The sequence below is a fragment of the Nautilia abyssi genome (assembly GCF_055388085.1).
In genome coordinates this window covers 1,587,287-1,611,449 of sequence record NZ_AP042376.1, presented here as the reverse complement: position 1 = coordinate 1,611,449, position 24,163 = coordinate 1,587,287, and the positions used below count along the sequence as shown (strand labels likewise).

The window sequence follows — 24,163 nt, the reverse complement described above, 5'->3', positions numbered from 1 at the left end:
ATTTAACAAATAGATTTAATTAAAAGCATTAGTAAATATATGAAGTTATTCTCTTCTTCCTCTTTTCTCCATAATTATTCGATATTTTAACAAAAAATTATATTCTATAAAACTTCCTATACCAATTTATAAACTTATTAATTCCAACTTTCACATCGGTATACGGCTTATATCCCAAATCTTTTTCAAGATCAGTAGTATCCGCCCATGTACTCGGTACGTCACCGGGTTGCATCGGAAGAAGGTTCTTTTTAGCTTTTTTACCAAGAGATTCTTCTATCGCTTCTATAAAATCCATAAGTTTAACGGGACTTCCGTTTCCAATATTGTAAACCTTATAAGGAGCAATACTTTCACTGGCTCTTCCGTTCCAGTTTGGATTACCCCTAGGAGGATTATCAATCACTCTTACCACACCTTCTACTATATCGTCAATATAAGTAAAATCTCTTTGCATTTCTCCATAGTTATACACATCAATCGGCTTATCTTCAAGTATGTTTTTTACAAACTTAAACAGTGCCATATCCGGTCTTCCCCACGGTCCGTAAACGGTAAAAAATCTAAGTCCTGTAGTAGGAATATTATAAAGATACGAATAAGTGTGAGCCATTAATTCATTTGATTTTTTTGTAGCCGCATAAAGGCTTATCGGATGATCTACATTGTCATCTGTTGAAAAGGGCTGTTTTTTATTAAGTCCGTATACACTGGAACTGCTTGCATAACACAAGTGATTTATATCATTAAATCGTGATGCTTCCAATAAATTCATAAATCCCACAATATTACTGTTAATATAAGAATACGGATTTTCAATAGAATATCTTACTCCAGCCTGTGCAGCAAGGTGACAAACTTTATTAAATTTTTCTTCTTTAAAAAGTTTATCTACACCGGCCTTATCTTCAAGATTTAGTTTAATAAATTTGTAATTAGGATGTTTTTTACTTTCAACTATTTTTCCATATTCTATGTTTTCTTTATCAACCCCTGTCTCTTTTAGTCTTCCATATTTTAAATTTACATCATAATAATCACTAATATTATCAAGTCCGACTACTTCATCACCTCTTTCGATTAGTCTTTTAGCTAAATGAAACCCAATAAATCCCGCTGTTCCTGTAATTAGTATTTTCATATTAATCCCTTGAATAAATATCTCTTGTATAAACTTTATCTTTTACTTTTTGAAGGTTTTCATCAATTCTGTTTGCAAGTATCACATCTGATTTTTTGGCAAATTCTTCAAAATCACTCACAAATTCAACCCCTTCAATTTCATCACCTTTTGCCATCGGCTCATATATTACAAGTTTTACGAACGGTTTTAACATTTCCATTACGTCAAATATGGCAGAGCTTCTGAAATTATCACTTCCGGCTTTCATTATAAGTCTGTATACTCCTACAGTACCGGTTGATGGCTGATTGTTGATGGTTGATAGTTTATCAAGTACTCTTTTAGCAATAAATTCTTTTCTTGTCGTATTACTATCCACAATTGCTTCCATTAGTTTTTGAGGAATGTTTTCTATTGTATAATTTGCTACAAGCTGTTTGGTGTCTTTTGGAAGACAGTATCCTCCGTATCCGAAACTTGGATTATTGTAATGGTTTCCGATTCTTGGATCAAGACATACGCCTTCGATTATATCTTTGGTATTAAGATTTTTCATTTCCGCAAACGTATCAAGCTCGTTAAAAAATGAAACCCTCATAGCCAGATATGTATTAGCAAACAGTTTAACCGCTTCCGCTTCCGTGTTATTTGTAAACAACAGTGGAATTGTTTCTTTAAAAGCTCCGTCTCTGAGTAAATTTGCAAATATTTCAGCTTTCGTTGATTTTTCTCCTACAATAATTCTGCTTGGATAAAGGCTGTCAAAAAGGGCTTTTCCTTCTCTTAAAAATTCCGGTACGAAGAAAATATTTGGATAATTAAATTCTTTTTTAATTCTCTCAGTATATCCGATTGGAATAGTAGAACGGATAACAATTGTGGCTTTCGGATTTATTTCAATTACGTCTTTTATTACGCTTTCTATTGATTTGGTATTGAAATAATTGGTTACCGGATCATAATCGGTAGGAGTTGCAACCACCACATATTCTGCTCCCTCATATGCTTCTTTTTTATCGGTTGTAGCTTTAAGATTTAAATTTTTTGTCTGGAAAAATTCCGTAATTTCCTTATCTTCAATAGGACTGATTCTTTTATTTATAAGTTCCACTTTTTCAGGAATTATATCAAGCGCCACAACTTCATTATTCTGTGCCAACAATACCGCATTACTAAGTCCTACATATCCTGTTCCGGCTATAGTTATCTTCAATCGTTATCCTTTACTTCTATTTCATCTTTTATTTTTTCAAATGTTTTAACACCTATGCCTTTTACTTTCATAATATCCTCTATTTTTTTTAAAGGATGTTTTTTTCTATATTCCATAATCGCCACGGCTTTTGTATGACCTATTCCTTTTAAAGAATGCAGCTCTTGCATCGTTGCCGTATTAATATTTATTTTAGCAAACAAACTCATTACAAATAAAAATAAAATAAAAAACTTTTTCATCCCCGCCCTTTTTTAAAATTATATCAAATTAGCCTTTTTTCCCACTCATATGCCGTTTTGCATATAGTCTCCAAATTGTCGTATTTCGGTTGCCATTTCATTTTTTCTTTTATTTTCGAACTGTCAGCTATAAGCATCGCCGGATCACCTGCTCTTCTCGGTGCTGTTTCTACATTAAAATCAACTCCGCTTACTTTTTTAACGGTATCAACCACTTCTTTTACGCTTGCTCCACTGCCGTATCCGATATTAAAAACATCACTCTCGTTTTCATCAAGATAATCAAGTGCTTTTATATGTGCATCCGCAAGATCCATAACATGTATATAGTCTCTTATACATGTCCCGTCAGGCGTAGGATAATCCGTACCGAATATATACATTCCGTCTCTTTTTCCTACAGCACATTCGCTTGCCACTTTAATCAGATGCGTTGCATTTTTCGTTTTTTGTCCTATACTCAGATCCGGTGCAGCTCCCGCTACGTTAAAATATCTGAAAATCACATATTTAAATTTTGGGTTTGCTTTTGCCACATCTTGTATTATCTTTTCACTAAATAACTTACTCTGTCCGTAAGGGTTAATCGGATTTGCAGGAAAATCTTCTTTTATTCCGCTTCCGATTTCACTGATATCCGGCTCTCCGTATACAGCGGCCGTAGAAGAAAATATAAATTTTTTAACACCGCTTTCGTTTGCAATGCGGACTAAATTAGCAGTGTTTGCAGTATTGTTCAGATAATATTTAAGAGGTTTTTCCACGCTTTCAGGCACAATCAGACTTGCCGCGAAATGTATTACAGCGTCAAACTTTTCTTTTTTAAAAATTTCTTCAACTTTATTCCAGTTGCTTAAATCTTCTTTTATAAATTGAAATTTCCTTATTTTTGCCAGCTCTTCAATAGTGGACTCAAACCCTGTAACCAGACTGTCTAACACACTCACTTCATAATCACTGTTTTCCAAAAGCATCTTAACTACATGGCTGCCTATATAACCCGCCCCGCCCGTTATTAATATTTTCAATGAATATCCTTTTTCCTAAATAAAAAATTATATCAAACGCCGTTTATTAAAATAATTAATTTAATCTATCAATATTTTTAATCATAATCAGTATATTGTTTTTTTTATCTTTAAACAAAATTTTTTGACCGTCCGTTTTACAGAAAAAGTTTTTCGGACATTTATAGTCTAAAATTTTATCAAAAAAGTCGCTCGGATAGCCTTTTGGCAGATATTCTTTAATAAATTTTTCTTTATCCATACATCTGCCGTTAAGACACACAAACGAATTTTTCAGCGTTATTACCACAGGTACGTTTCCGGCTTTATAAATGGTAAGCTTTTTATATCCGAATCCTTTTTCCAAAAAACCTTCGTCCGCAGCTTTAAATTTCGGTGTTTTTATTACGGCATATATGGGTGTGGTTTTTGTGCTGCAACCGACTACAAGAATGTAAAATGAAAAATGTAAAATGAATAATGAGATTGTTTTTATATTCAATTTTCCATTTTCTATTGAATAATTTTCCATTTATCTAAGTTTCCTTATCCTATTTTTTGAAATTTTATAAATTCTTGAAGGTTCTCCTTCAAACAGACCTCTTTTATCTTCCACAATAATATCAACCTGTTCTCTTGCCCAAATTAAGTCAAACTTTTTTCCATGTTGATTCGCCGAAGTCGAATACATCCATTTGAATTTCCTTAAAAATTCCAGATGTCTCTCATCCTTAACCACCCTGTAACTCTCGCCGTTTGGAAAAATAAACGTTGTTTTTTTTGCTCTTCTTATCATTTTTTTATATTTATCCGGAACTCTTGCAAATTCTTTAAGAGTCTTTAAACTGTCCACTTCTCTTAATACAGGCTGACGCAAAGGTCTGTTTTTAATTTTGTTAAGTTTTTCTCTGTTTTGCGATAAAAAACCGACCGTAGTATCCGTCTGAGTCAGATAAACTTTATTCGGATTCATTATTTTTCCTTAGCAAAATAGCAATTTCGTCCAAATCCCTGGATTCTTTGAGCTTTTGTTCCCTAAGCAGCTTTTTTATTTCCTCCGCCTGGAGATATTTCATTTTTTCATATTCAATATTTGCTTTTTTAAGCTCTTCCAAAAGCTCTCTTTTTCTGCTTTCCAAAACCATTATCTGGTTTTTGAGTTTCTGTATTTCTTCCCTTAAAATATGCTGCTGGTGTTTTATCTGATTAAGAAGTGCAAAATTCCCTTCTTTTGGAAAAGTAAAAGAAAGAAGAGTTTTATTGTGCTCTTCTATTGTCGAATTTAATTTTTGAATTGTTGAGTTTAGTTTTTGAAGATTTCTTTCTATTTTATCGACCGCCTGTTTTTTTACTTTAACAACGCTGTCGAATTTGGTTTTCATCTGATTACCGTTGCATTTCTTTCCGCGCCGGTTGAAACGTATTTTATTTTTGTGCCAATATTTTCTTCAATAAATTCAATATATTTCTGAGCGTTTTCAGGCAAATCTTCCCATTTTGTCACGTGGGCGCTGCCGTTCCACCCGTCAAGCTCCACATAAACGGGTTTAACCTCATCAAGCTCACTTGGAAAATAGTCTATTTTTTTGCCGTCTATTTCATATCCTACGCATACTTTTACTTTATCAAAACCGTCTAATACGTCAAGTTTCATAATAGCCACTTCGTCACAGCCGTTTAATGTAACAGCGTATCTTGCGGCCACAACGTCAAACCATCCGCATCTTCTGGGTCTTCCTGTAGTTGTTCCGTATTCTCCGCCCTGTTCTCTGATTTTGTCTCCGGCTTCACCGAAATCTTCAGTAGGAAAAGGTCCGTTTCCGACTCTTGTGGTATATGCTTTTGCTATTCCTATTACTTTATTGAGATTTTTAGGAGCAATACCGCTTCCCGTAAGCGCACCGCTTGCAATTGTATTGGAGCTTGTAACATACGGATAAGTTCCGTGGTCTATATCCAAAAGCGTAGCCTGCGCACCTTCAAGGAGCATATTTTTATCCATATTGTCCCAAAGATAATTTGTAGTGTTTACAATAAGTTCTCCCAGCTCGTCCTGCCATTCCTGAAGTTCCGCCTTTAAATCCTCGGTGCTCGGGATTTTAACACCAAGATAATCGAAATAACCCTTATTCATTTCATAATAATGAGTAAGTTTGTCTATAAGTTTGTCTATATTTTTAAGTTCTCCCATTCTTACACCGACTCTTGCTATTTTATCCGCATACGCAGGTCCTATTCCTCTGCCGGTAGTGCCTATTGCGTTTTTGCCTCTTAATTTTTCCCTTGCCTGGTCTATGGCTATGTGATGATCAAGGATCATATGGGCTTTATCTGAAATCAAAAGCTTTTTTTTAATATCATGCCCGAAACTGTTTATCTCTTTAATAAGCTGTTTAGGATAAACAACTACGCCGTTTCCGATAACATTTGTAGCGTTAGGATTTAATACACCGCTCGGAAGCAGGTGAAGCGCGTATTTTTTGCCGTCAACCACAACCGTATGCCCCGCGTTATGTCCTCCCTGGCTTCGTATTACGATATCATAGTTTTTTGCAACCAGATCAACTATTTTCCCCTTACCTTCATCACCCCACTGAAGTCCGACAATCAAATCAACCATTTATATCCTTTAATAAATTATCCGTATATATTGAAAAACCTACGCTTTTTTCGCCTTCGACTATATATTCTCCGCCTTTTGCGTAAACCGTGTTATTTTTAATAAATCTATAAAACACACCTGTATAATATCTGAGATTTGCTACATATAACGGTGCAATTATAGCATTTTCAAAGTTAACGGCTATGTTTTTTAGCTCTTTTAAGTGCACTGCTATTTCCTCAGGAAACACACTAAGATCATTTAAATCCTCGATCGTATGCACAGAGGCAAGTTTTTTCAGCCATTCTTCATTGAATTTATAAAGTCTCATCTTTTTTATATCTTCAAGTTCAAGCCCTGTAAGTTCAGCCGCCATTTGAGGTATTTTTATATGTGAAAGCTGAAGCGTGTAGTTTTTACCCAGTCTTTCAAAAATAAGATTGTTTGTTTTTAACGTATCAACCAGATCTCCGCCAAGGCTTTCAGCGCCTATCTGATACATTTCGCTGCTGGGAGCTCTGAATACCGGCTGTATATAAAACCACTTTTTTGCTTCGCTTTTTAATCTTTTAATTACAAGTCTGATAACGTCAATTGAACTGTCTCCCCTTAAAGCAAGACTTCTGTTTTTAGAGTCGGTAAATCTGATAAGTTCTTTTTCATCAAGCGCTTCTAACTGGTGATAAGAAAAAAACGGCGTAATAATTTCTTCGTATTCAAGCGTTTCGAAAACTTCCGCCGCTATATTTTCTATTTCTCTTTTTATTTTGGCTTCTTTGCCAAAATATAATTTGGCTCCCTGAGGTATGTCGTGTTTTAATATCATAGTTTCTCTTTAGTGTAAACTTTCACAGCCGTTGCGTCATATTCTCTGATTCCGAGCTCATCCAGAGCAAGCTCCAAAGAATTTAGAATATATTCCATTTTGTAATCTTCTATAATACCCATGTTGTTTATTCTGAAGAGTCTGCCTTTCATATGGTCCTGTCCGCCTGCTACGTTTATTTCATATTTCGTTTTAAGAATCTTTCTGATTTCTTCCGCTTTTTCACTGTAAACCGCAGCCATTGATCTTGCCGGGTTTTGAGGAAAAATACTTAAACCTAATGCTTCTATTGAAGCAATTAGGGCATTATGTCTTTTTGCGGTATTTTCATAATGTTTTTCAAGCCCTATCTCTTCTAATTTTTTAAGAACTTCGTTTAACGCTATAATAAGCCCCGTTGCCGGAGTAAACGCGGTAGTTCCCTCGCTTTGTTTTTTTATTTCGTTTGCAAGGTTGAAATAAAAGCCTTTTCCGCTTCCGATTCTGTTCATTGCCGCTTCGCTGATTCCAAGCATACTTAGCCCCGGAGGCAGCATAAACGCTTTTTGGCTTCCTCCGACTACGATATCTATATTGCTAGTATCCAGATCTTCCACTCCAAGAGCGGTAATACCGTCGGCCACCACTATAATATCCGGATTTATAAGCTTGATTTCCGCCGCTATTTCTTCTACAGGATGTCTTAGTCCACCGGCGCTCTCGCTTATCTGAATAAAAAACGTATCGATAGTGCTGTCTTCTTTTATTGCAGCAATTACATCGTCAACGGCTGCCGGTGTATCCCAGTCGTATTTTATTTCACTGAACTCTATACCGTGGGCTTTAGCTATTTTACCCCATCTTTCACCAAACTTGCCGGCGTTTATTGTAAGGGCTTTGCTTTTTACCGTATTGATTAGAGCAGCTTCCATGGCCCCCGTTCCGGAAGAGCTTAAAAATACATTGAAAGGCAGTTTGGTAATATTTTTAAATCTGCTCAGCGTATCAAGCAGTATTTCTTTAAATTCAGGCGTTCTGTGATGAATTGTATCTTTTAAATAAGTCTCCCTCACGAAATAGGGAATTTCAACAGGTCCCGGAGTCGCTAATATCATTTTTCAATCCTTTTTATAATTGCATCTGCGTCAAATCCGAAATGTTTATATACTTCGCTTCCTTTTCCGCTTGCGCCGAATGTATCCATTCCGATTACTTCATCCGCATACTTATACCATTCAAACCCTCTGTTTGCTTCTATTGCTATCACTCTTCCTTTAAAAAGAGATTTTTTAAATTCATCTGACTGCTCGTCTAACAAATCAAAACACGGAACGCTTACAACTCTTGCTTCAAGCCTTTTAGCGACTTCTACGGCAAGATTTACTTCGCTTCCGCTTGCAACAAGCGTAATATCGGCGTTTCCTTCTCTTAAAACATATGCGCCTTTGCTTAAATCTATATCTTTTGGCGTAATATTTCTAAGTCCCTGTCTGCTTAGCGCAAACACTACCGGAGCATCGATATTTAAAGCCGCTTTCCATGAATTTACGTTTTCGTTCGCATCTGCCGGTCTGAATACGTACAGATTCGGAACGGCTCTTAGAGACGTAATATGTTCAACCGGTTCGTGAGTAGGCCCGTCTTCGCCTACAACTATGCTGTCATGTGTGAATATCCAGTAGTTTTTATGGCTGCTGAGAGCTGCAATTCTAAGAGCGCCTCTTAAATAATCACTGAATACCAAAAACGTAGCCGCAAAAGGCAGGAAGCCGTACGCGCTGAACGCATTCGTAATAGCCGCCATTGCATGCTCTCTAATTCCGAAATGAATATTTCTTCCGTGAGGAAAATCGTCTTCGCCTTTAAGGGTTGTGTTGTTTGAAGGTGCCAGATCCGCACTTCCGCCCAAGAAACTAGGCACTGCTTTTGCTATGGCGTTTAAAATTTCTCCGTTGCTTTTTCTGGTGGCTATACTTGCGCCTTCTTCGAACTCAGGCCACTCTATTTTGCTGAAGTCTTTTTCAAAAAACGCTTTAATTTCACCTAAATTAGCTTTTTTATTGAATTCTGCTTCTAAAAGCTCCCCTCTTTCTTTTACACATCTGAATCTGACTAATACATCATCAGGAACCACAAAAGTTTTTTCAGGATCAAAGCCTGCCGCTTCTTTTGATTTTTTAATTACATCCTCGCCTAAAGGCGCCCCATGAGTTTTTTCACTTCCTTCAAGCCCTACCGCTCCTCTTGCTATTACGGTTTTTGCGATAATTAAAGTAGGTCTTCCGTCACTGTTTTTAGCTTCAGTCAGTTTCGCTTCTATATCTTCATAATCGTGTCCGTTCATTTCAAGAACTCTGAATCCCTGAGATTCGAATCTTTCTCTTACGTCTTCTTCAAAAGCGATAGTCACTTCGCCTTCGATTGATATGTTGTTGCTGTCATATATGATAATCAGATCTTCAAGTTTATGTTTTCCGGCCAAAGAACACGCTTCGTATGAAATACCCTCTTCCAGGTCTCCGTCACCGCAGAAACACCATACTTTATGATCTATTTCCGGAAATTTTTTAGAAACAAATTTTTTAGCCATTGCAAAACCTACGGCATTTGCCACACCTTGCCCTAAAGGCCCGGTTGTCACTTCAATACCCGGTGTGTGTCCGTATTCCGGATGTCCCGGAGTTTTGCTTCCTAGCTGTCTGAAGTTTTTAAGATCTTCAAGACTCAAGTCATATCCCCAAAGATGTAAAAGAGAATAAATAAGAGGTGTAGCATGTCCTCCCGAAAACACAACCCTGTCTCTGTTTACAAAATCCGGATTATGAGGTGTAACGTTAACAATTTCGCTAAAAACCGTCATAACGTCAGCTAATCCCAAAGCTGCACCCGGATGCCCTGAATTTGCCTTTTGCACCATATCAGCTGCCAAAAATCTTATCGTATCCGCCATTTTTTTTCTAAGTTCCATTATGTCTGCTCCTTGTTTTCTATTATTTTTTGTGTCGGTATAAATATTTGCTTAAAACTTTGTTTAATTCGTTTTTTAACTCTTCGTCAAATCCGTTTAACTCATTTTCCAGCTCCGCTGCCAATGCATCCGCTTCTTTATGCGTTTCTTTTTCTCCAAGCAGTGTCACAAAAGTGTTTTTGTTTTCATCCACTCCTGTTGTCTTACCCGTTTCTTCACTCTCTAAAAGATCTAAAAGGTCATCCTGAATCTGAAAAAGAAGCCCAAGCTTTAAACCGAAATCGTAAAGCCTGTCGGCTAAATCGTTTTTATTTACGATTAAAGCTCCCATTTTAAGAGAAGCTGCGATAAGTTTGCCGGTTTTATTTAAATGCAAAAATTTAAGCTCTTCAAGATTTAATTTTTTATTTTCATAATAACAGTCTATTGCCTGACCGAGCACCATTCCGGCAGGACCCGCATTTTGAGCCAGAACTTTTATAAGTTCGACTTTAACGTCACTACTGAATGGCGCTTTGCTTAATACTTCAAACGCGTAAGTGTTCAGTGCGTCTCCCGCTAAAAGAGCAGTCACTTCGTCATAAGTTACGTGAAGCGTAGGATGTCCCCGTCTCAAATCCGCATTATCCATACTCGGAAGATCGTCGTGAATTAAAGAGTATGTATGTATAAGCTCCAGCGCAAAAGCCGCATATTTTGCGTTTTCCACAAGTAAAGGCTCATATGCGTTTACTACAGATAGTAAAAGTTTTGGCCTGAATCTTTTACCTCCGGCTAAAAGCATCTCATTTAAAGCTTTTTCATAATAAGGGTGAAAACTCTCCGCTTTTATCAAATTTTTTTTTATAAATTCTTCCATTTCCTACCTTAATGGTATTGTAGCTGTTATACCCTGCTGTAATAATGAAATTGTAACATTTTTGTAGGTTGAAAGCGCTTTTTTAAGCTCTTCAAAAGTTTTAATTTCCATGCCGTTTACTTTAATAATTTTAGCTCCGGGTCTTATAAAGTATATCTGCTGCAGTTTTTTCGGAAGAGACGTTATTTCAAGGTTTTTATTTACTTTAATTCCAAAATGTTCCAAAGGCGTATATTCATATATTTTTTTTCTGATTTTTAAACTGTATTTTTTAGAATTTATAACGATTTTAACCGTTTTGCCGATTGTGTTTTGCAGAATATATTTTGAAAAGAGTGCGGGAGTCGCTTTTTTACCGTTTATATATGTAATTTTTTCATTCAGTTTTATTCCTTTAATATAAAAAGGATCAAAACTGACGATATTCATATCTTCATCAACTTCTATACCGATATCTCCCCAGTAACCGTATTTCACAAAATGTTTTACCATATCGCCTTTTATAAACCCGTTGCCCGTGCCGACACCTATAGCCCTGCAGAACATATCGGTTATTACACTGTTTTTTTCCGATTCCACGCTTAATTTGGCAGGAATAAAATACACTTCGTCTTTTGCAAAATTACCTACGTAAATTTCATTGTGTTTTATACTGGCAGCCCACCATCCCAGTTTTGGAGAAGTAAAAAAGCTTATATATCTTTTGTTTTTATGTTTTATAACGCATATTCCGGTAAAAGGATCGTACCGGAAGCACTCTTTTTTATTAAAAGTTACACTTTTATCTTTAGCAACAGGAATAAGGGTTTTAATATAAGAATATTTTTTATAGCACGGTCTGAAGTCAGGATAGGCAAAAGCAAAAAGAAAAAAAGGAATAATTAAAAAAAACAGTTTTTTCATTGCCCTAAATTCAAACCTCCAAACATATTCATAGCCTGAGATTTTTTATCTTCAACGGCCATTTTTATCGCGTCGTTAACGGCGCTCATTAATAAAATCTGAAGAGATTCTTTGTCTTCAAGCAGAGAATCGTCGATTTTTATATCTATAACTTCAAATTTGCCGTTAACAGTAACTTCGACCAATCCACCGCCGCTGGTTGCGGTATATGTTTTATTATCGGCTTCCTGCATCTGTTCCTGAAGTTTTTGAAGCATTTCATTCAAATCTAAATTTCCAAGCATTACCCCTCCTGCAAATATGTGGTTTTTTCGATTATATCATTATTATCATTTACAATCAATACAGAAGGCTTGAATTCTTTGGCTTCATCAGGTGTCATTGAGGCGTAAGCAATTATAATGATTTTATCTCCGGGATGTACTTTCCTCGCAGCTGCGCCGTTTAGACATATATCTCTTTTGCCTCTTTCGCCTTTAATAACATACGTTGAAAATCTTTCTCCGTTATTGATATTCACTATATCGACTTTTTGTCCAACAAGAAGATTCGCTTCTTCCATAAGCTCTTCATCAATCGTAATGGAACCGACATAATTAAGGTTTGCATCGGTTACCGTTGCTCTGTGAATTTTAGAATAAAGCATTTCTATTGTCATAGCTATTCCTTATGCCCAGAATTCCTCCGGAATTAAATATTCTTTTACTGGATTACCTTCAATTATATGTTCTTTTAATATTCTGTCTATTTTTTCTTTGTCAAGATCAACATACATATACTGACCCGGCTCTACCAGCATTACAGGTCCAAAATTACATCTGTTAAGACATCCTGTAGGTACAATCCAGTTCACCATAGGGTCAATCCCTAGTTCCATCATTTTTTGTTGCGTATACGGAAAAAGATCTTCCTTCCCTTCTCTTACACAGCTAGGTTTTGGAAAACTAGGCGGTCTTTTTACCTGACACATATATATTATATTTTTTGGTTTTGGCATTTGCATATTACGCTCCTTAAATTTTTTGCGACTTATATCATATTTTTCTTTATTTTACAAATTTTTTATTAAACTTTTTATAACTTCCCTATCGCTATAATCTACTTTTTTATTGCAATACTGGATGTAATTTTCATCGCCTTTGCCTAAAACCATTAAAATATACCCTTTTTCTTTAGCTAGCTCTACAGCCCTCTTAACAGCTTCTTTTCTATCGGTAATAATCTCAAACGGTTTGCTTTTTATACCCTTTGCGATTTCTTTACATATATCTTCCGCTTTTTCACATCTTGGATTATCTTCCGTAATAATTATATAATCGCCATATTTATCGGCAACCTCGCCCATTAAAGGCCGTTTATCTTTATCCCTGTCTCCTCCCGCTCCGAAAACAACTATTTTTTTGCCTTCTACGGCGCTTAGCACTTTTTCCATTCCGTCCGGCGTATGTGCAAAGTCAACAATTGACATGGGATTTTTCGACACTATTTCCATTCTGCCGGGGACACCCTCAAAAAATGAAAAGTTAAAAGTTGAAAGTGAAGAATTTGTAAGTAACGAAGCGGTTTTTAAAGCAAGAGAAAAATTCATTTTATTGAATTCTCCCGCCATAGGAATATCATCGACAATAGGTTTGTCTAAAACATACAAATTATTACAGTTTAAATTAAATTCATATCCTCCACTTTTCACTTTACACTTTTCATTTTTAATTTCTAATTTTCCATTAACCACTTTCAGAGCATCATCTTTTAAAAAGCTCTCTTTAACTTTTTTATATTCTTCCATTGTTTTATGAAAATCAAGATGGTCCTGGGAAAACGAAGTCAGTATTTTAGCCGTAAACTCAATACCTTCAGCCCTTTGCTGAACTATTGCATGCGAGCTTACTTCCATAATGTAAAAGTCCGGTTCGTATTGTACGGCTCTTTTGAGAGTTGTGATTATAGGAGGAGTTGTAAGTGTTTTGATTTCTTTTTTTTCACCGTTTAAATAAAATCCTTCGGTTCCCTGTATTCCTACACTGTAACCCAGCTGATGTAACAGATACCCTAAAACGAATGCGGTAGTTGTTTTACCGTTTGTTCCGGTTATACCGATAAATTTGGTTTTAAGATTTAATGATTTTAGAAGTTCTGCAGGTGTTAGAAAATTTTGAATATTATCAGCGTATTTACTGTTTTGAGCGGTTTTTAAAAATATTTTACTATCATCAAGGTCCTGTGTGTTATCTGTAATCGATCCGTTTAATAACAGTTTTTTATAATTCATACCAAATTATATCACACATTACTGCAGCAGTGTATTGAAACCTTCGATTAATTCATAATCGCTTATTTTTGAAAGCATATCTTCAAAATAGCTTATTGCGCTGTCTTTGTAGCCGTAATTTAAAAGCATTTCAAAAAATTCCAATAAGTCCTCTTTTGTTTCAAAAACAACTTTTGTAGATAATAAAATATTTTCCAAATCTTCTTTTGTTTTGACAATCTGCTTGACATCGCTAAAAAGTATACCGTTAATTTCTTCAGAATTAAAAGGAGAAGAAGAATCAGTTACGAGCTTTTCCATAAGCTTCATAACTTTTTCATACTCCTTTTTTTCTATTGCAGATTTAAGGAGTTCTTTTAAATCAAAATGAATATTTGACAAGCTCATCCAATTTATCCTCATATCCATGAGGTACGTTCATAACTACAAGTTCAGGGTGTATTTTTTCTTTCAATGCTTTTTCGATACCGTATTTAAGTGTTGCACCGGCACTTGCACATCCTACACAGCCACCCTGAAGCTGTACAAAAACTACAGGTTTTCTAACATCAATAAGCGTTACATCGCCGCCGTCCATCTGAAGCATAGGTCTGACTTCATCAAGTACGCCAGCCACTGCTTCTTTCAGTTCTTCGTTAGAAAAAGGAATATCAGCCATATTATTCTCCAACGAATTCGATTATACACATTTCAGCTGCGTCACCTCTTCTGAATCTTGTTTTAATAATTCTAGTATATCCGCCGTTTCTGTTTTCAAACTTAGGAGCAATTTCTTCAATAACTTTTCTAGTAGCCGCTTTTGCTCTTTCGTTTGATCCTAGTTTTGAGTATACATGTCTGTGTGTATTAAAATCAGCTTTTTTAGCTCTTGTGATAATTCTTTCGATATATTTTCTAAGTTCTTTTGCTTTTGGAACTGTTGTTTCGATTTTTTCATTTTCGATTAAATCGCATGCCAAGTTTTTAAGAAGCGCAAGTCTGTGCTCACTAACACGACCAAGCTTTCTGTATCCGTGTTTATGTCTCATTAATTCTCCTTAAGTTGTGATAATTTATCTTCGATTGCTTTTTTAATATCAAGCGGCAATGTTTTGTTTAACGGGAATCCGATTTCTTCAAGTTTGTCAAAAATCTCTTCTAAAGATTTAGTTCCAAGATTTTTAATATTTGAAATTTTTTCTTTACCCATAAGTACAAGCTCACCTACAAATCTGATACCTGCTCTGTCAAGAGCATTAAAGCTTCTGCTTCTTAAGTTCAGATTTTCAATAGGTTCAAAAAGTACATTGTAAACTTCGTCAAGCTCTACGCTTTGTGATGTTTTCTGTTCTAATTTAAACTCTTTAGAAAATACGCTGAATTGATTTAAATAATTATTAACGGCATTTTTGAATGCTTCAATCGGACTTATCTGTCCGTCAGTTACTACTTCAAAAATTACCTTTTCAAAATTAGGATCGTCTTCAACAAGAATATTTTCAATATTATAAACTACTTTTTTTACAGGGCTGAAATATGCGTCAAGACCTATAAATCCTTCAGGAATTTCATCTCTGAAGTTTTCAACGGCAACAAATCCCATACCTTTTCTGATAATTAAAGTTAATTTAAGCTCTGCCTCTTCATTTAATGTTGCAATATATTCATCAGGTGTAACAACGTCTACTAAATCATTAGCAAGATCGCTGCCTTTAATTTCTTTAGGACCTACAAATACATAGTCAACTACTGCTTCATCGCCCTCTTTTATTTTAAATCTGATGTTTTTAAGGTTAATAATAAAACTTGCAACATCTTCAAGCATACCTTTCAGTGAATCAAACTCGTGTTTTACACCTTCTATTTTAAGTGCGATAGGTGCAAAACCGGGAGTTGATGCGATAAGCGTTCTTCTGATCGGATGAGCAACGCTAACGCCGAACCCGGCTTCGAAAGGATATACTTCGATTGTAGCTTTGTTTCCTTCTTCTTTGAAAGAAACATCGCTTGGAATTAAAACTTCTGTTTTTATTTTATTCATTTTTTAGCCCCTATTATTTAGAGTACAACTCAACTACTAGTCTTTCTTCTACCGGAATATTTACTTCTTCTCTTTCTGGAACTCTTTGGAATACACCAACTAGTTTTTCTCTGTCTACGTCAACCCATGGTGCTATACCAGTTTGCTGTGACAGTTCAAGAGCTCTTTGAATTTGTACGTTATTTTTTGATTTTTCTCTAATTTCGATTCTGTCGCCTTCTTTTACTAAATAAGAAGGAATGTTTACTTTTTTACCGTTTACTAAAACGTGCCCGTGTGTTACAAGCTGTCTTGCAAATCTTCTAGTAGATGCAAATCCCATTCTGTAAACTACGTTGTCAAGTCTTCTTTCAAGTAACTTAATTAGGTTTTCCCCTGTGTTACCTTCTTGTCTATTTGCTTCTTTAAAGAATTTTCTAAATTGTTTTTCTAATACACCGTAATAGAATTTAATTTTTTGTTTTTCTCTAAGCTGTAGGCCGTATTCAGAAATTTTAGTTCTTCTTTGTCCATGCTGTCCTGGTGCATAAGGTCTTTTGTCAAGCGCTGATTTTCCAGCTAATCTTCTTTCACCTTTAAGTTCAAGTGAAACACCTAATCTTCTTTCAATTTTTTCAACTGGTCCTGTATATCTTGCCATCGTTACACCCTTCTTCTTTTTCTTGGTCTACATCCGTTGTGAGGTAACGGAGTTACGTCTTTCATCCAAAGTACTTTAATACCTTCAATAGCACCAACAGTTTTTACTGCAGTTTCTCTACCTCCACCAGGTCCTTGTACTTTAATACCTACTTCTTTAATTCCGTATTCTTTGGCTTTAGCCATTACGTCTTCTACTGCCTGCTGTGCTGCGAAAGGTGTAGATTTTTTACTACCTTTGAATCCAAGCGCACCCGCACTGCTCCAGCATAATGCGTTACCCATTTCATCAGTTACAGTAATCATTGTGTTGTTGAATGTCGCTGAAATATAAACAACCCCGCGACCAACCTGTTTTTTAATTTTTTTCTTTTTAGTTACTTTTCTTTTAGCCATCTCTCACCCTTTATTTAGCTTTTGCGCCAACAGTTTTCTTTTTACCTTTTCTAGTACGTGCATTGGTTTTAGTTCTCTGACCTCTAACAGGAAGTCCTCTTCTGTGTCTTAAACCTCTGTAGCACCCAAGGTCCATAAGTTCTTTAATGTTAAGCTGAACGATTTTTCTTAGTTCACCTTCAACAATATAATTTGACTGAATTTCTTTATTTAATGTAGAAACTTCGTCTTCAGTAAGTTCGTAAACTCTTTTTTCAGGATCAATTCCTGTGTCTTTTAAAATTTTTCTGCTTGTTGTAAGTCCGATTCCGTAAATATACGGAAGTGCATACTCGATTTTTTTCTTTTTAGGTAAGTCTATCCCTGCAATTCTTGCCATGTTTTATCCTTGTCTTTGTTTATGTCTAGGATTTTCACAAATAACTCTTACAATCCCTTTTCTTTTTACCACTTTACATTTAGGGCAAATTTTCTTAACTGATGCTCTAACTTTCATAACTTCTCCTTAAATTTTAGGAAAATACGTTTTCCGTTTAAACGCCCCTTAGGTACAAAGACCAGCTCTTGCAATTAGTCAGCTGCGATTTTGCAAAGTTTGTGAAACAGCTTCACAACTTCACAACCCCACAACTAAACTACTTACTAATTGCAAAACCTCTTTTACGTTCAGGGGGATGGAATTATACCATATAAATATGTTTGAAAGTGAAAAGTGAAAAGTGAAAAGTAAAAAAGAGAAGAAAAAATAGTTCTATTATTTCCTTAATTAAAGGAAATTAAGGATGAACTATAAACATTAAGAGTCCGATTATAGCAATAGAAAGCGTTCCGAGTGTAAGTTTTTCTTTTTCTCCTCTGCATAAAGCCAATATGAAATAAGCTACAAACCCTGCGCTTAATCCTATAGTAATTGAAAAAGTTAAAGGCATTAAAAGTACTGTAATAAATACGCTCACAGCCGTTGTAGTATCAGAAAAATTAATATTTTTAAGCTCACCGAACATTAAAACACCGACCATTACAAGAATCGGGTAAATTGCGTTATCAGGAATAGCTTTATATATTGGAAGGAAAAACAGAGTTGTTACAAACAGTAATCCGGTAACTATAGCTGTAAGACCTGTTCTTCCCCCTTCTTCAACTCCTGCTGCGCTTTCAATAAAAGAAGTTGTAGTAGATGTACCGAGAGTCGCACCGATAACTGTCGCAGCTGCGTCTGCCTGAAGAGTTTTCTCAAGTTCTACAGGTTCTTTAAAAAGTCCGGCTCTCATACCGATACCGGCAAGCGTTCCTATAGTATCAAACAAATCCGTAACCAAGAACGTTACTATTACAGGAAGCAGTGAGAGTTTTAAAGCGCTCATAATATCAAAATGAAACGCTATAGGCGCCATACTTGCAGGCATTGAAACTATGCCCTGAGGCATTTGGGCAAGTCCGAACACCCATGCGATAATCGATGTCACCGCAATTGAGATTATAAAAGCTCCTTTTACCCTGTATGCATATAAAACTGCAGCAACAAAAAAGCCTAAAATTCCTAATAAAACTTCCGGATTATGAATTGTTCCAAGCGCGACAAAAGTAGCTTTGTTTGAAACAATCACACCCATACCTTTAAGTCCGATAAAAGCAATAAACGCACCGATACCGGCACTGATTGCTCTTCTTAAATCATCAGGCACCGATTCAAACACCCAGGCTCTGAAACGTGTTAGAGAAAGCACAAGGAAGATTAAACCGCTTATCATAACTACACCTAAAGCTGTCTGCCAAGGAATACCCATTCCTTTAACCAAACCGAATGTAAAATAGGCGTTTAAGCCCATTCCGACACTCATTGCAACAGGCGTATTTGACCAAAAACCGTTTAATATAGTAGCAATAATCGTCACTACCGCCGTAGCAGTAATCAACGCGTCAAACGGCATACCTGTAATACTCATAATACCCGCATTCACAGGCACTATATACATCATAGCAAGAAAAGTTGTAAATCCAGCTCTTACTTCCGTCCCCACGGTAGTATTATGCTTAGATAGCTTGAAGAGTTTTTCAAACATTTTTACTCCTTGATTAATTTCAAGGAGATTATAACAAATATGAAACTGATATTAAATGGCTACAAAAAAAGTCTTATTTAGTAAGGAATTAAAGGATGAAAGCAGAAGGCGGAAGGTGAAAGATTATTTAATTTCGATTTTTTTACCTTCCGGTTTTTTGCGTCTTGGAATAAATAGTTTCAATACACCGTTTTCATATTTAGCTTCAATATTTTCGCTGTCCGCATCCGCAGGTAATTTAAAGCTTCTTTCAAATCTTCCGAAAAAGCTCTCTATTCTTGTATAGTTTTCTTTTTCTTCTTTTCTTTCAAGTTTTCTTTCACCGGAAATTGTTAAAATACCCTCATTTACAGAAATTTCTATATTTTCTTTATTAACACCCGGAAGGTCTATTTCTAAATAATAACCTTTTTCATCTACTTTTTCATTAACTGCCGGTGTAAAGGTTTCTACTTTTTGAACCGGTCTGTTTGTATTTAATACAGCTCCGAGTCTTCTTTCGATATCTTGTAATTCTCTAAACGGATCGAACACTGTTGGCCACATTGTCCCCTCCTTTTAAAGAATTTTAACATTGTAATTATACAAAATTTACAATATTTTGTCAATAAAGTTGATATTAAAAGACTAATATTTTATTATCCACCTGCCTAAAGTCTCTTTTTTCCAATACTTTTATTTTTCCGTTTTCCAACAACAGTTTAAATACATTGTTTCCTTTTCTGAGATAAACTATAATGTGATACTTATCAGGATATGTAAATTCGCCTTTTTTTATACTGATTGATATATTCTGATTGGTACTGAGCATATCAAATACCGCATGTTTATTATCAAACATACCTTTAAAAAACACTTTTCCGGTATTTTCTTTGGAAAGATTAATTCCTGTCAGGTAATATATTTTTTTGATCAGTTTATTATTTAGAAATTTCGTATTATTGCTGACAATATCGAAAGTGCCTAATTTGTCATATATTTTAACAGTTCCGGATATATCTCCATCTAATATCTGCATAACACCTATATGCCTGAAAAACTGTTTACCGTTCATTTTAAATGTTAATTCTATTCTTGAATCGGCAAATCCTTCAAAGTTGTCTCCTTTAAATTTCAAAACGCCGTTTGAAGACTCGTAAATACCGTGCATATCGGTTTTTTCTTTAAAAGGATATAATAAAATCGGCTGCAGTTTGCTTAAATCGAGATTCTCAGCTTTAAATTTAGACTCCCAGTAATCATTAAAAATTCTTCCGTTCAAAATAATATTTCCGATACCGGACTCTATATTTGAATTAAAAGAAACATTATGATTTTTAATATTTAAATCGGTAACGGCTCTAAAATCGGTTTTTATACGGTTTTTATATTCCCCTGCAGTTTTAAAAACCGCTTTATAAACTGAATTATGTTTGTTAATTTGCATATCAGTCTGTCCGCTTACCCATGGATAGTCTATTTTCAGCATATATAAAATTTTCTGCAGATTAAAATCGCTTCCTTTAGCATCCATATCTACTTTATCGTCAATGTTAACTTTAAAATTCATATATCCGTTTGCAAAAAAAGACATACCGTCTATTACAACATTGTCTCTGTTGGTATATATTTTTCCGCTTAAATTCATTTTCCCCTGAAAATACGGAGACAAATCACTTAATTTTTGCACATTCCCTTCAAACATTGCATTAAAAGGGAATAAGGCACCGTAAATTTTAACAACGTTGTGTCCTTTTTTTGCAACAAGTGAAAAATTATTAACTCCGTAATCCAGATACGTTATTTCCGTACCGGGCATATATTTGTCTATTTTCGTTTCTATTACTTTTTTCAAAACGGCGCTTCCCACCGGTGTAAGCATTAACATTATTAAAAACAAAGCTATTCCTATACCTACCAAAAAACCTAACAATACTTTATATTTTAATGTTTTTTTATGTAATTTTTTAAACTTTTTAAACATGTTCGATCCTTACCGGTGTTTCAACATACAAACTGTTAGAAGGGAACGCAAATGAAGCACCGTTTTTTTCTACTATTTCTTTTATTTTAAAGTTAACATCCTCCCTTATTTTTAAATAATCGTCCCAAACCGCAGTTTTTGTAAAAAAATAACAAAAAATACTCAAACTGCTGTCCTGATATTCATCGAAATAAATTAATATAGGATCATTATGAATATCTGGATGTTCTAAAAGCATTTTTCTTATTTCATTGAGTATTTTTTCCATCGTTTCAAGTGTAGTGTCGTATGTAAGCCCGAGACGCATCATGATTCTGCGTCTGTCTCTGCGGCTGAAATTCTCCACATCCGAATTGGCTATTACGGAATTAGGAACTACGATAAGTCTTTTGTCAAAGGCTCTGATTTTAGTGGTTCGCATTCCTATATCTTCCACTATTCCTTCAGCACTCCCTATTTTTACCCATTCTCCTATTTTAAATATATTATCCGTTAAAATAGCGATGCCTCCGAAAATATTAGCCGCCGTATCTTTTGCTGCAAGAGCAAAAGCCAAACCTCCGAGACCCAATGAAGCCAAAAATCCGGTAACGTTAATGCCCCAGTCCTGAAGCAGAGCCACAACACCGACTGTTACTACAAACACCTTCGTTATTTTGATTAAAAACGAAGCAAGTTCTCTTGAGGCTTTGCCGAATTTGCCCAAAAAACGGTATACATAATCTTCAAACTCGGTAATTACGTTATAAATCATCCAAAAGAGATCAAAGATCAACAGACCTTTTAATACGTGATTTAATAATGAACTGTTTATTTCCAAAAAATAAAGCAGAAAATAAATACCCGCTATTATAAATATAAATCTTACCGGCTCTTTTATCGCATTTAAAAATTTATCATCAACTTCAGTTTTTGTTTTAGAGACCAGTTTTTTAAAAAAAGACAAAACTATCAGAGTAAAAAACTTCCTGGCGAACAGGAACAAAAAGAATATAAAAAAAGCTGTTAAAATCTTATATAAAGGCAACGACAGAAACTGGTAATTGAGTATATCAAGCAGAGCTTGTGGAAGATTTTTTTCCATATTAATCCCCTATTAATTTTTCATCCTTCATTATTATAACAATTTTTTTGAATAATGGTACAGCGCTCTGTGAAGCGAAGTAATTCGGAAAAGGGGCTTTAATGTCTAAAAAGGTCACTCCTATAGTGTATTTATGGGTATTGTCATCAGCAAAACCGAAAAATGAAGAATTGTATATTTTTTCATATTTATTATGAACGCTTACGTGCGCGGTACCGGTTTTACCCGCTGTAAAGATACCGTCTATATAAGCGTTTTTAGCAGTCCCTTTTAATACGATTTTTCTTAAAATCCTCAACATTTCATTTGCCGTTTTAGCTTTTAAAACTCTTTTATACGTAGTTTTTACATCGGCAATTTTCGGCGTAACTTCTATTCCGTTATTGTTAAATACGTTATATGCTTTGAGAAGCTGAACGAAATTCACCATAATACCGTATCCGTATGCCGTAGTTGATTTGTATATAGGATACTGAAGCTCCTTCATGCTTCTGATAACACCTTTAAGTTCATAAGGAAGATCTATTCCGCTGTATTCCGAAAATCCGAAACTTTTAAGGCCGTTATAAAATTCGCTAGGCGTTAATCTCAGTGCGAGCTGGGACATTACGATATTACTTGAATAAACAAGGGCGTTTTCAGCGCTTAGCCATTGGAAAGGGTCGTCATCCCTTATATACGTTTTTCTCCATTTCGGTTTCCATTTACCGTTATATGCGTTTAATACTTCGTAAGGATTTACCTTTCCGTGTTCCAAAAGGATCGCAAAAGTAATCGGTTTCATCACAGACCCAGGCTCATAAAGATACCTTACGGCGCTTATTTTCATATTCGGTATGTCTTTTTTCGTAATATGGTTCGGATCAAATCTGTTTGAAGATGCAATTGCCAGAATTTTGCCGGTTCTTGAATCCATTACGGCAGCCATTACTTCTTTTGCCTGATACAGAGATTTTGCTTCGTCAAGCAGTTTTTCTATTCTTTTTTGTAAAATCAGGTTAATGTTAAGTGTAATATTTTTACCGTTTACAGGGTATACGACAACCGAATTTTTATCGTAAATTATATTGCCGCTAACATCTCTGTATCCTTCTATTTTACCGTTTCTTTGAGGTCTTAATATATTGTCGTAATATTCTTCGATACCGTTGTCGCCTCTGCCCTGATCCTTAAGGTATCTGCCCAAAAACGGCTCAAACGTATTGCCGTAAGGATATATTCTTTTAAAAAGTCCCTCAACTTTATCTTTCGATACGTATATTACGCTTTCTATATCGTATGCCCTTCTTACACCGTTAAACGAATTAAATACCCTGTAATGATCCAGTATACGTCTGAGATATACCAGCTGCTGTTTCGTTTTTAAATCCACCTTTGCAAGAAGAACTCTTTTTTTATGGGATCTTAATTTTCTGTAAAGAGTTCTTTTGTCAATTCCGGTGTAAATACTGAAAAGATCCACAAACATTCTTTTTTTATCGCTTGATATATAAGCCGGGTTAATATATACGCTGTATACTTTTTCGCTTTTTGCGAGAGTAAAATTTTTTGTTTTAATATTTCCTCTTACGGCGCTTTCTATTTTAGTAATTTTCGGATTAAAATAATTTTTGGGTCTGCTTACGCTGAAAAACAAAAATGCACCGAACAGCGCCATAACAAGAAGAAAAAAGAGAATGTATATTAAAGGGATTTTATTGTTTTTCATTAAATCTGAGTTTTAAGCAGCTCTTTGTAAGCGTTAATGGCTTTGTTTCTTACTTCCAAAACCATTTTCATCTGCATCTCGGCTTTTTGAATTGTAATTGAAGCTTTTGCCAAATCTTCGACATTTCCTGTTGCTATATCTGCCTGCGCTTTATCCGCGTCTTCCATCATATTATTGGTTGTATCTATTTCTTTTTTTAACAGATCTTCAAAACTGCCGTCGGCTTTGTTTTTATTATTAGCAACATTTCCGATACTGCCAGTATTGTCAACTTTGTTTATAAAAGCCATTATCTATCC

General features: G+C 35.2%; 31 protein-coding genes. All 31 read right to left on the bottom strand.

The features are described from left to right. Positions 1-97 precede the first annotated feature (97 nt). Positions 98-1,141, bottom strand: coding sequence for an NAD-dependent epimerase (locus ACZ5EP_RS08485; RefSeq protein WP_464508770.1), 1,044 nt, complete (start codon positions 1,139-1,141; stop codon positions 98-100). A gap of 1 nt (position 1,142) precedes the next feature. Next, positions 1,143-2,336 (bottom strand): nucleotide sugar dehydrogenase, encoded by a 1,194-nt coding sequence (locus tag ACZ5EP_RS08480; RefSeq protein WP_464508769.1) that lies wholly within the window; start codon positions 2,334-2,336, stop codon positions 1,143-1,145. Beyond that, positions 2,333-2,578, bottom strand: a complete 246-nt coding sequence (locus tag ACZ5EP_RS08475) for a ComEA family DNA-binding protein (protein WP_464508768.1) — start codon at positions 2,576-2,578, stop codon at positions 2,333-2,335. Before ACZ5EP_RS08475 ends, ACZ5EP_RS08480 begins: the two co-directional genes overlap by 4 nt. A 23-nt stretch (positions 2,579-2,601) precedes the next feature. After that, a complete protein-coding gene (galE, locus tag ACZ5EP_RS08470; RefSeq protein ID WP_464508767.1) occupies positions 2,602-3,606 on the bottom strand; it encodes a UDP-glucose 4-epimerase GalE in 1,005 nt (334 codons plus the stop codon). A 55-nt stretch (positions 3,607-3,661) separates the two neighbouring features. Continuing rightward, complete coding sequence (locus tag ACZ5EP_RS08465; protein ID WP_464508766.1) at positions 3,662-4,117, bottom strand: hypothetical protein; 456 nt, start codon at positions 4,115-4,117, stop codon at positions 3,662-3,664. Continuing rightward, entirely contained in the window at positions 4,118-4,558 is a 441-nt protein-coding gene (locus tag ACZ5EP_RS08460; RefSeq protein WP_464508764.1) for a Sua5/YciO/YrdC/YwlC family protein, read from the bottom strand. It lies immediately after the preceding gene. Next, positions 4,545-4,967: a flagellar export protein FliJ gene (locus ACZ5EP_RS08455; protein ID WP_464508763.1), complete on the bottom strand. Its 423-nt coding sequence runs from the start codon at positions 4,965-4,967 to the stop codon at positions 4,545-4,547. The genes ACZ5EP_RS08460 and ACZ5EP_RS08455 overlap by 14 nt, the downstream gene beginning before the upstream one ends. After that, a complete protein-coding gene (locus ACZ5EP_RS08450; protein ID WP_464508761.1) occupies positions 4,964-6,205 on the bottom strand; it encodes an adenylosuccinate synthase in 1,242 nt (413 codons plus the stop codon). The genes ACZ5EP_RS08455 and ACZ5EP_RS08450 overlap by 4 nt, the downstream gene beginning before the upstream one ends. Next, positions 6,198-7,013, bottom strand: coding sequence for an ATP phosphoribosyltransferase regulatory subunit (locus ACZ5EP_RS08445; RefSeq protein WP_464508759.1), 816 nt, complete (start codon positions 7,011-7,013; stop codon positions 6,198-6,200). Before ACZ5EP_RS08445 ends, ACZ5EP_RS08450 begins: the two co-directional genes overlap by 8 nt. Beyond that, the gene (locus ACZ5EP_RS08440) at positions 7,010-8,107 is read right to left on the bottom strand and encodes a pyridoxal-phosphate-dependent aminotransferase family protein (RefSeq protein ID WP_464508758.1); all 1,098 of its coding nucleotides are present in this window, start codon (positions 8,105-8,107) and stop codon (positions 7,010-7,012) included. The genes ACZ5EP_RS08445 and ACZ5EP_RS08440 overlap by 4 nt, the downstream gene beginning before the upstream one ends. Continuing rightward, positions 8,104-9,960, bottom strand: coding sequence for a transketolase (gene tkt / locus ACZ5EP_RS08435; RefSeq protein WP_464508756.1), 1,857 nt, complete (start codon positions 9,958-9,960; stop codon positions 8,104-8,106). The genes ACZ5EP_RS08440 and tkt overlap by 4 nt, the downstream gene beginning before the upstream one ends. Positions 9,961-9,982: 22 nt before the next feature. Continuing rightward, positions 9,983-10,819: a polyprenyl synthetase family protein gene (locus ACZ5EP_RS08430; protein WP_464508755.1), complete on the bottom strand. Its 837-nt coding sequence runs from the start codon at positions 10,817-10,819 to the stop codon at positions 9,983-9,985. A gap of 3 nt (positions 10,820-10,822) precedes the next feature. Next, positions 10,823-11,722: a DUF7488 domain-containing protein gene (locus ACZ5EP_RS08425; RefSeq protein WP_464508753.1), complete on the bottom strand. Its 900-nt coding sequence runs from the start codon at positions 11,720-11,722 to the stop codon at positions 10,823-10,825. Then, the gene (locus ACZ5EP_RS08420; RefSeq protein ID WP_127681831.1) at positions 11,719-12,006 is read right to left on the bottom strand and encodes a YbaB/EbfC family nucleoid-associated protein; all 288 of its coding nucleotides are present in this window, start codon (positions 12,004-12,006) and stop codon (positions 11,719-11,721) included. Before ACZ5EP_RS08420 ends, ACZ5EP_RS08425 begins: the two co-directional genes overlap by 4 nt. Next, a complete protein-coding gene (gene panD / locus ACZ5EP_RS08415) occupies positions 12,006-12,380 on the bottom strand; it encodes an aspartate 1-decarboxylase (protein ID WP_127681832.1) in 375 nt (124 codons plus the stop codon). Before panD ends, ACZ5EP_RS08420 begins: the two co-directional genes overlap by 1 nt. Positions 12,381-12,389: 9 nt before the next feature. Next, positions 12,390-12,725 (bottom strand): (2Fe-2S) ferredoxin domain-containing protein, encoded by a 336-nt coding sequence (locus tag ACZ5EP_RS08410; protein ID WP_127681834.1) that lies wholly within the window; start codon positions 12,723-12,725, stop codon positions 12,390-12,392. Between the two features lie 48 nt (positions 12,726-12,773). Then, a complete protein-coding gene (locus ACZ5EP_RS08405) occupies positions 12,774-13,991 on the bottom strand; it encodes a UDP-N-acetylmuramoyl-L-alanyl-D-glutamate--2,6-diaminopimelate ligase (RefSeq protein WP_464508750.1) in 1,218 nt (405 codons plus the stop codon). A gap of 18 nt (positions 13,992-14,009) precedes the next feature. Next, positions 14,010-14,378 (bottom strand): hypothetical protein, encoded by a 369-nt coding sequence (locus tag ACZ5EP_RS08400; protein WP_246831063.1) that lies wholly within the window; start codon positions 14,376-14,378, stop codon positions 14,010-14,012. Continuing rightward, entirely contained in the window at positions 14,353-14,649 is a 297-nt protein-coding gene (locus ACZ5EP_RS08395) for a NifU family protein (protein ID WP_127681838.1), read from the bottom strand. Before ACZ5EP_RS08395 ends, ACZ5EP_RS08400 begins: the two co-directional genes overlap by 26 nt. Before the next feature lies 1 nt (position 14,650). After that, entirely contained in the window at positions 14,651-15,019 is a 369-nt protein-coding gene (gene rplQ / locus ACZ5EP_RS08390; protein ID WP_127681840.1) for a 50S ribosomal protein L17, read from the bottom strand. Further along, on the bottom strand, positions 15,019-16,011 hold the full coding sequence (locus ACZ5EP_RS08385) for a DNA-directed RNA polymerase subunit alpha (RefSeq protein WP_127681842.1): 993 nt from the start codon (positions 16,009-16,011) through the stop codon (positions 15,019-15,021). The genes rplQ and ACZ5EP_RS08385 overlap by 1 nt, the downstream gene beginning before the upstream one ends. Positions 16,012-16,024: 13 nt before the next feature. Beyond that, on the bottom strand, positions 16,025-16,651 hold the full coding sequence (gene rpsD, locus ACZ5EP_RS08380) for a 30S ribosomal protein S4 (protein WP_127681844.1): 627 nt from the start codon (positions 16,649-16,651) through the stop codon (positions 16,025-16,027). Between the two features lie 2 nt (positions 16,652-16,653). Continuing rightward, positions 16,654-17,046 carry a 30S ribosomal protein S11 gene (gene rpsK / locus ACZ5EP_RS08375; RefSeq protein WP_012663886.1) on the bottom strand — a complete coding sequence of 131 codons (393 nt, stop codon included), beginning with the start codon at positions 17,044-17,046 and terminating at the stop codon, positions 16,654-16,656. A gap of 10 nt (positions 17,047-17,056) precedes the next feature. Beyond that, positions 17,057-17,425, bottom strand: a complete 369-nt coding sequence (rpsM, locus tag ACZ5EP_RS08370; protein WP_127681846.1) for a 30S ribosomal protein S13 — start codon at positions 17,423-17,425, stop codon at positions 17,057-17,059. Between the two features lie 3 nt (positions 17,426-17,428). Beyond that, on the bottom strand, positions 17,429-17,542 hold the full coding sequence (gene rpmJ, locus ACZ5EP_RS08365) for a 50S ribosomal protein L36 (RefSeq protein WP_041361679.1): 114 nt from the start codon (positions 17,540-17,542) through the stop codon (positions 17,429-17,431). Between the two features lie 280 nt (positions 17,543-17,822). Beyond that, positions 17,823-19,109, bottom strand: coding sequence for an NCS2 family permease (locus ACZ5EP_RS08360; RefSeq protein WP_464508748.1), 1,287 nt, complete (start codon positions 19,107-19,109; stop codon positions 17,823-17,825). Between the two features lie 123 nt (positions 19,110-19,232). Beyond that, a complete protein-coding gene (locus tag ACZ5EP_RS08355; protein WP_127681850.1) occupies positions 19,233-19,655 on the bottom strand; it encodes an Hsp20/alpha crystallin family protein in 423 nt (140 codons plus the stop codon). A 73-nt stretch (positions 19,656-19,728) separates the two neighbouring features. Further along, a complete protein-coding gene (locus ACZ5EP_RS08350) occupies positions 19,729-21,072 on the bottom strand; it encodes a hypothetical protein (RefSeq protein ID WP_464508747.1) in 1,344 nt (447 codons plus the stop codon). After that, complete coding sequence (locus ACZ5EP_RS08345; RefSeq protein ID WP_464508746.1) at positions 21,065-22,018, bottom strand: mechanosensitive ion channel family protein; 954 nt, start codon at positions 22,016-22,018, stop codon at positions 21,065-21,067. Before ACZ5EP_RS08345 ends, ACZ5EP_RS08350 begins: the two co-directional genes overlap by 8 nt. Before the next feature lie 139 nt (positions 22,019-22,157). Further along, on the bottom strand, positions 22,158-23,864 hold the full coding sequence (locus ACZ5EP_RS08340) for a peptidoglycan D,D-transpeptidase FtsI family protein (protein ID WP_464508745.1): 1,707 nt from the start codon (positions 23,862-23,864) through the stop codon (positions 22,158-22,160). Then, complete coding sequence (gene fliE / locus ACZ5EP_RS08335) at positions 23,864-24,154, bottom strand: flagellar hook-basal body complex protein FliE (protein WP_127681858.1); 291 nt, start codon at positions 24,152-24,154, stop codon at positions 23,864-23,866. The genes ACZ5EP_RS08340 and fliE overlap by 1 nt, the downstream gene beginning before the upstream one ends. Positions 24,155-24,163 lie beyond the last annotated feature (9 nt).

Excerpts from the sequence above, each read along its gene's own strand:
- ACZ5EP_RS08460 (WP_464508764.1), bottom strand. The coding sequence starts at position 4,558 with ATGAATCCGAATAAAGTTTATCTGACTCAGACGGATACTACGGTCGGT.
- ACZ5EP_RS08420 (WP_127681831.1), bottom strand. The coding sequence starts at position 12,006 with ATGCTTGGAAATTTAGATTTGAATGAAATGCTTCAAAAACTTCAGGAA.
- ACZ5EP_RS08405 (WP_464508750.1), bottom strand. The coding sequence starts at position 13,991 with ATGAATTATAAAAAACTGTTATTAAACGGATCGATTACAGATAACACA.
- ACZ5EP_RS08340 (WP_464508745.1), bottom strand. The coding sequence starts at position 23,864 with ATGAAAAACAATAAAATCCCTTTAATATACATTCTCTTTTTTCTTCTT.
- rpsK (WP_012663886.1), bottom strand. The coding sequence starts at position 17,046 with ATGGCTAAAAGAAAAGTAACTAAAAAGAAAAAAATTAAAAAACAGGTT.
- ACZ5EP_RS08400 (WP_246831063.1), bottom strand. The coding sequence starts at position 14,378 with ATGAGCTTGTCAAATATTCATTTTGATTTAAAAGAACTCCTTAAATCT.
- ACZ5EP_RS08360 (WP_464508748.1), bottom strand. The coding sequence starts at position 19,109 with ATGTTTGAAAAACTCTTCAAGCTATCTAAGCATAATACTACCGTGGGG.
- ACZ5EP_RS08445 (WP_464508759.1), bottom strand. The coding sequence starts at position 7,013 with ATGATATTAAAACACGACATACCTCAGGGAGCCAAATTATATTTTGGC.
- ACZ5EP_RS08450 (WP_464508761.1), bottom strand. The coding sequence starts at position 6,205 with ATGGTTGATTTGATTGTCGGACTTCAGTGGGGTGATGAAGGTAAGGGG.
- ACZ5EP_RS08475 (WP_464508768.1), bottom strand. The coding sequence starts at position 2,578 with ATGAAAAAGTTTTTTATTTTATTTTTATTTGTAATGAGTTTGTTTGCT.
- ACZ5EP_RS08430 (WP_464508755.1), bottom strand. The coding sequence starts at position 10,819 with ATGGAAGAATTTATAAAAAAAAATTTGATAAAAGCGGAGAGTTTTCAC.
- ACZ5EP_RS08410 (WP_127681834.1), bottom strand. The coding sequence starts at position 12,725 with ATGCAAATGCCAAAACCAAAAAATATAATATATATGTGTCAGGTAAAA.
- tkt (WP_464508756.1), bottom strand. The coding sequence starts at position 9,960 with ATGGAACTTAGAAAAAAAATGGCGGATACGATAAGATTTTTGGCAGCT.
- rpsM (WP_127681846.1), bottom strand. The coding sequence starts at position 17,425 with ATGGCAAGAATTGCAGGGATAGACTTACCTAAAAAGAAAAAAATCGAG.
- ACZ5EP_RS08425 (WP_464508753.1), bottom strand. The coding sequence starts at position 11,722 with ATGAAAAAACTGTTTTTTTTAATTATTCCTTTTTTTCTTTTTGCTTTT.
- ACZ5EP_RS08395 (WP_127681838.1), bottom strand. The coding sequence starts at position 14,649 with ATGGCTGATATTCCTTTTTCTAACGAAGAACTGAAAGAAGCAGTGGCT.
- ACZ5EP_RS08485 (WP_464508770.1), bottom strand. The coding sequence starts at position 1,141 with ATGAAAATACTAATTACAGGAACAGCGGGATTTATTGGGTTTCATTTA.
- ACZ5EP_RS08385 (WP_127681842.1), bottom strand. The coding sequence starts at position 16,011 with ATGAATAAAATAAAAACAGAAGTTTTAATTCCAAGCGATGTTTCTTTC.
- ACZ5EP_RS08355 (WP_127681850.1), bottom strand. The coding sequence starts at position 19,655 with ATGTGGCCAACAGTGTTCGATCCGTTTAGAGAATTACAAGATATCGAA.
- rplQ (WP_127681840.1), bottom strand. The coding sequence starts at position 15,019 with ATGAGACATAAACACGGATACAGAAAGCTTGGTCGTGTTAGTGAGCAC.
- ACZ5EP_RS08455 (WP_464508763.1), bottom strand. The coding sequence starts at position 4,967 with ATGAAAACCAAATTCGACAGCGTTGTTAAAGTAAAAAAACAGGCGGTC.
- rpsD (WP_127681844.1), bottom strand. The coding sequence starts at position 16,651 with ATGGCAAGATATACAGGACCAGTTGAAAAAATTGAAAGAAGATTAGGT.
- ACZ5EP_RS08440 (WP_464508758.1), bottom strand. The coding sequence starts at position 8,107 with ATGATATTAGCGACTCCGGGACCTGTTGAAATTCCCTATTTCGTGAGG.
- rpmJ (WP_041361679.1), bottom strand. The coding sequence starts at position 17,542 with ATGAAAGTTAGAGCATCAGTTAAGAAAATTTGCCCTAAATGTAAAGTG.
- panD (WP_127681832.1), bottom strand. The coding sequence starts at position 12,380 with ATGACAATAGAAATGCTTTATTCTAAAATTCACAGAGCAACGGTAACC.
- fliE (WP_127681858.1), bottom strand. The coding sequence starts at position 24,154 with ATGGCTTTTATAAACAAAGTTGACAATACTGGCAGTATCGGAAATGTT.
- ACZ5EP_RS08465 (WP_464508766.1), bottom strand. The coding sequence starts at position 4,117 with ATGGAAAATTATTCAATAGAAAATGGAAAATTGAATATAAAAACAATC.
- ACZ5EP_RS08350 (WP_464508747.1), bottom strand. The coding sequence starts at position 21,072 with ATGTTTAAAAAGTTTAAAAAATTACATAAAAAAACATTAAAATATAAA.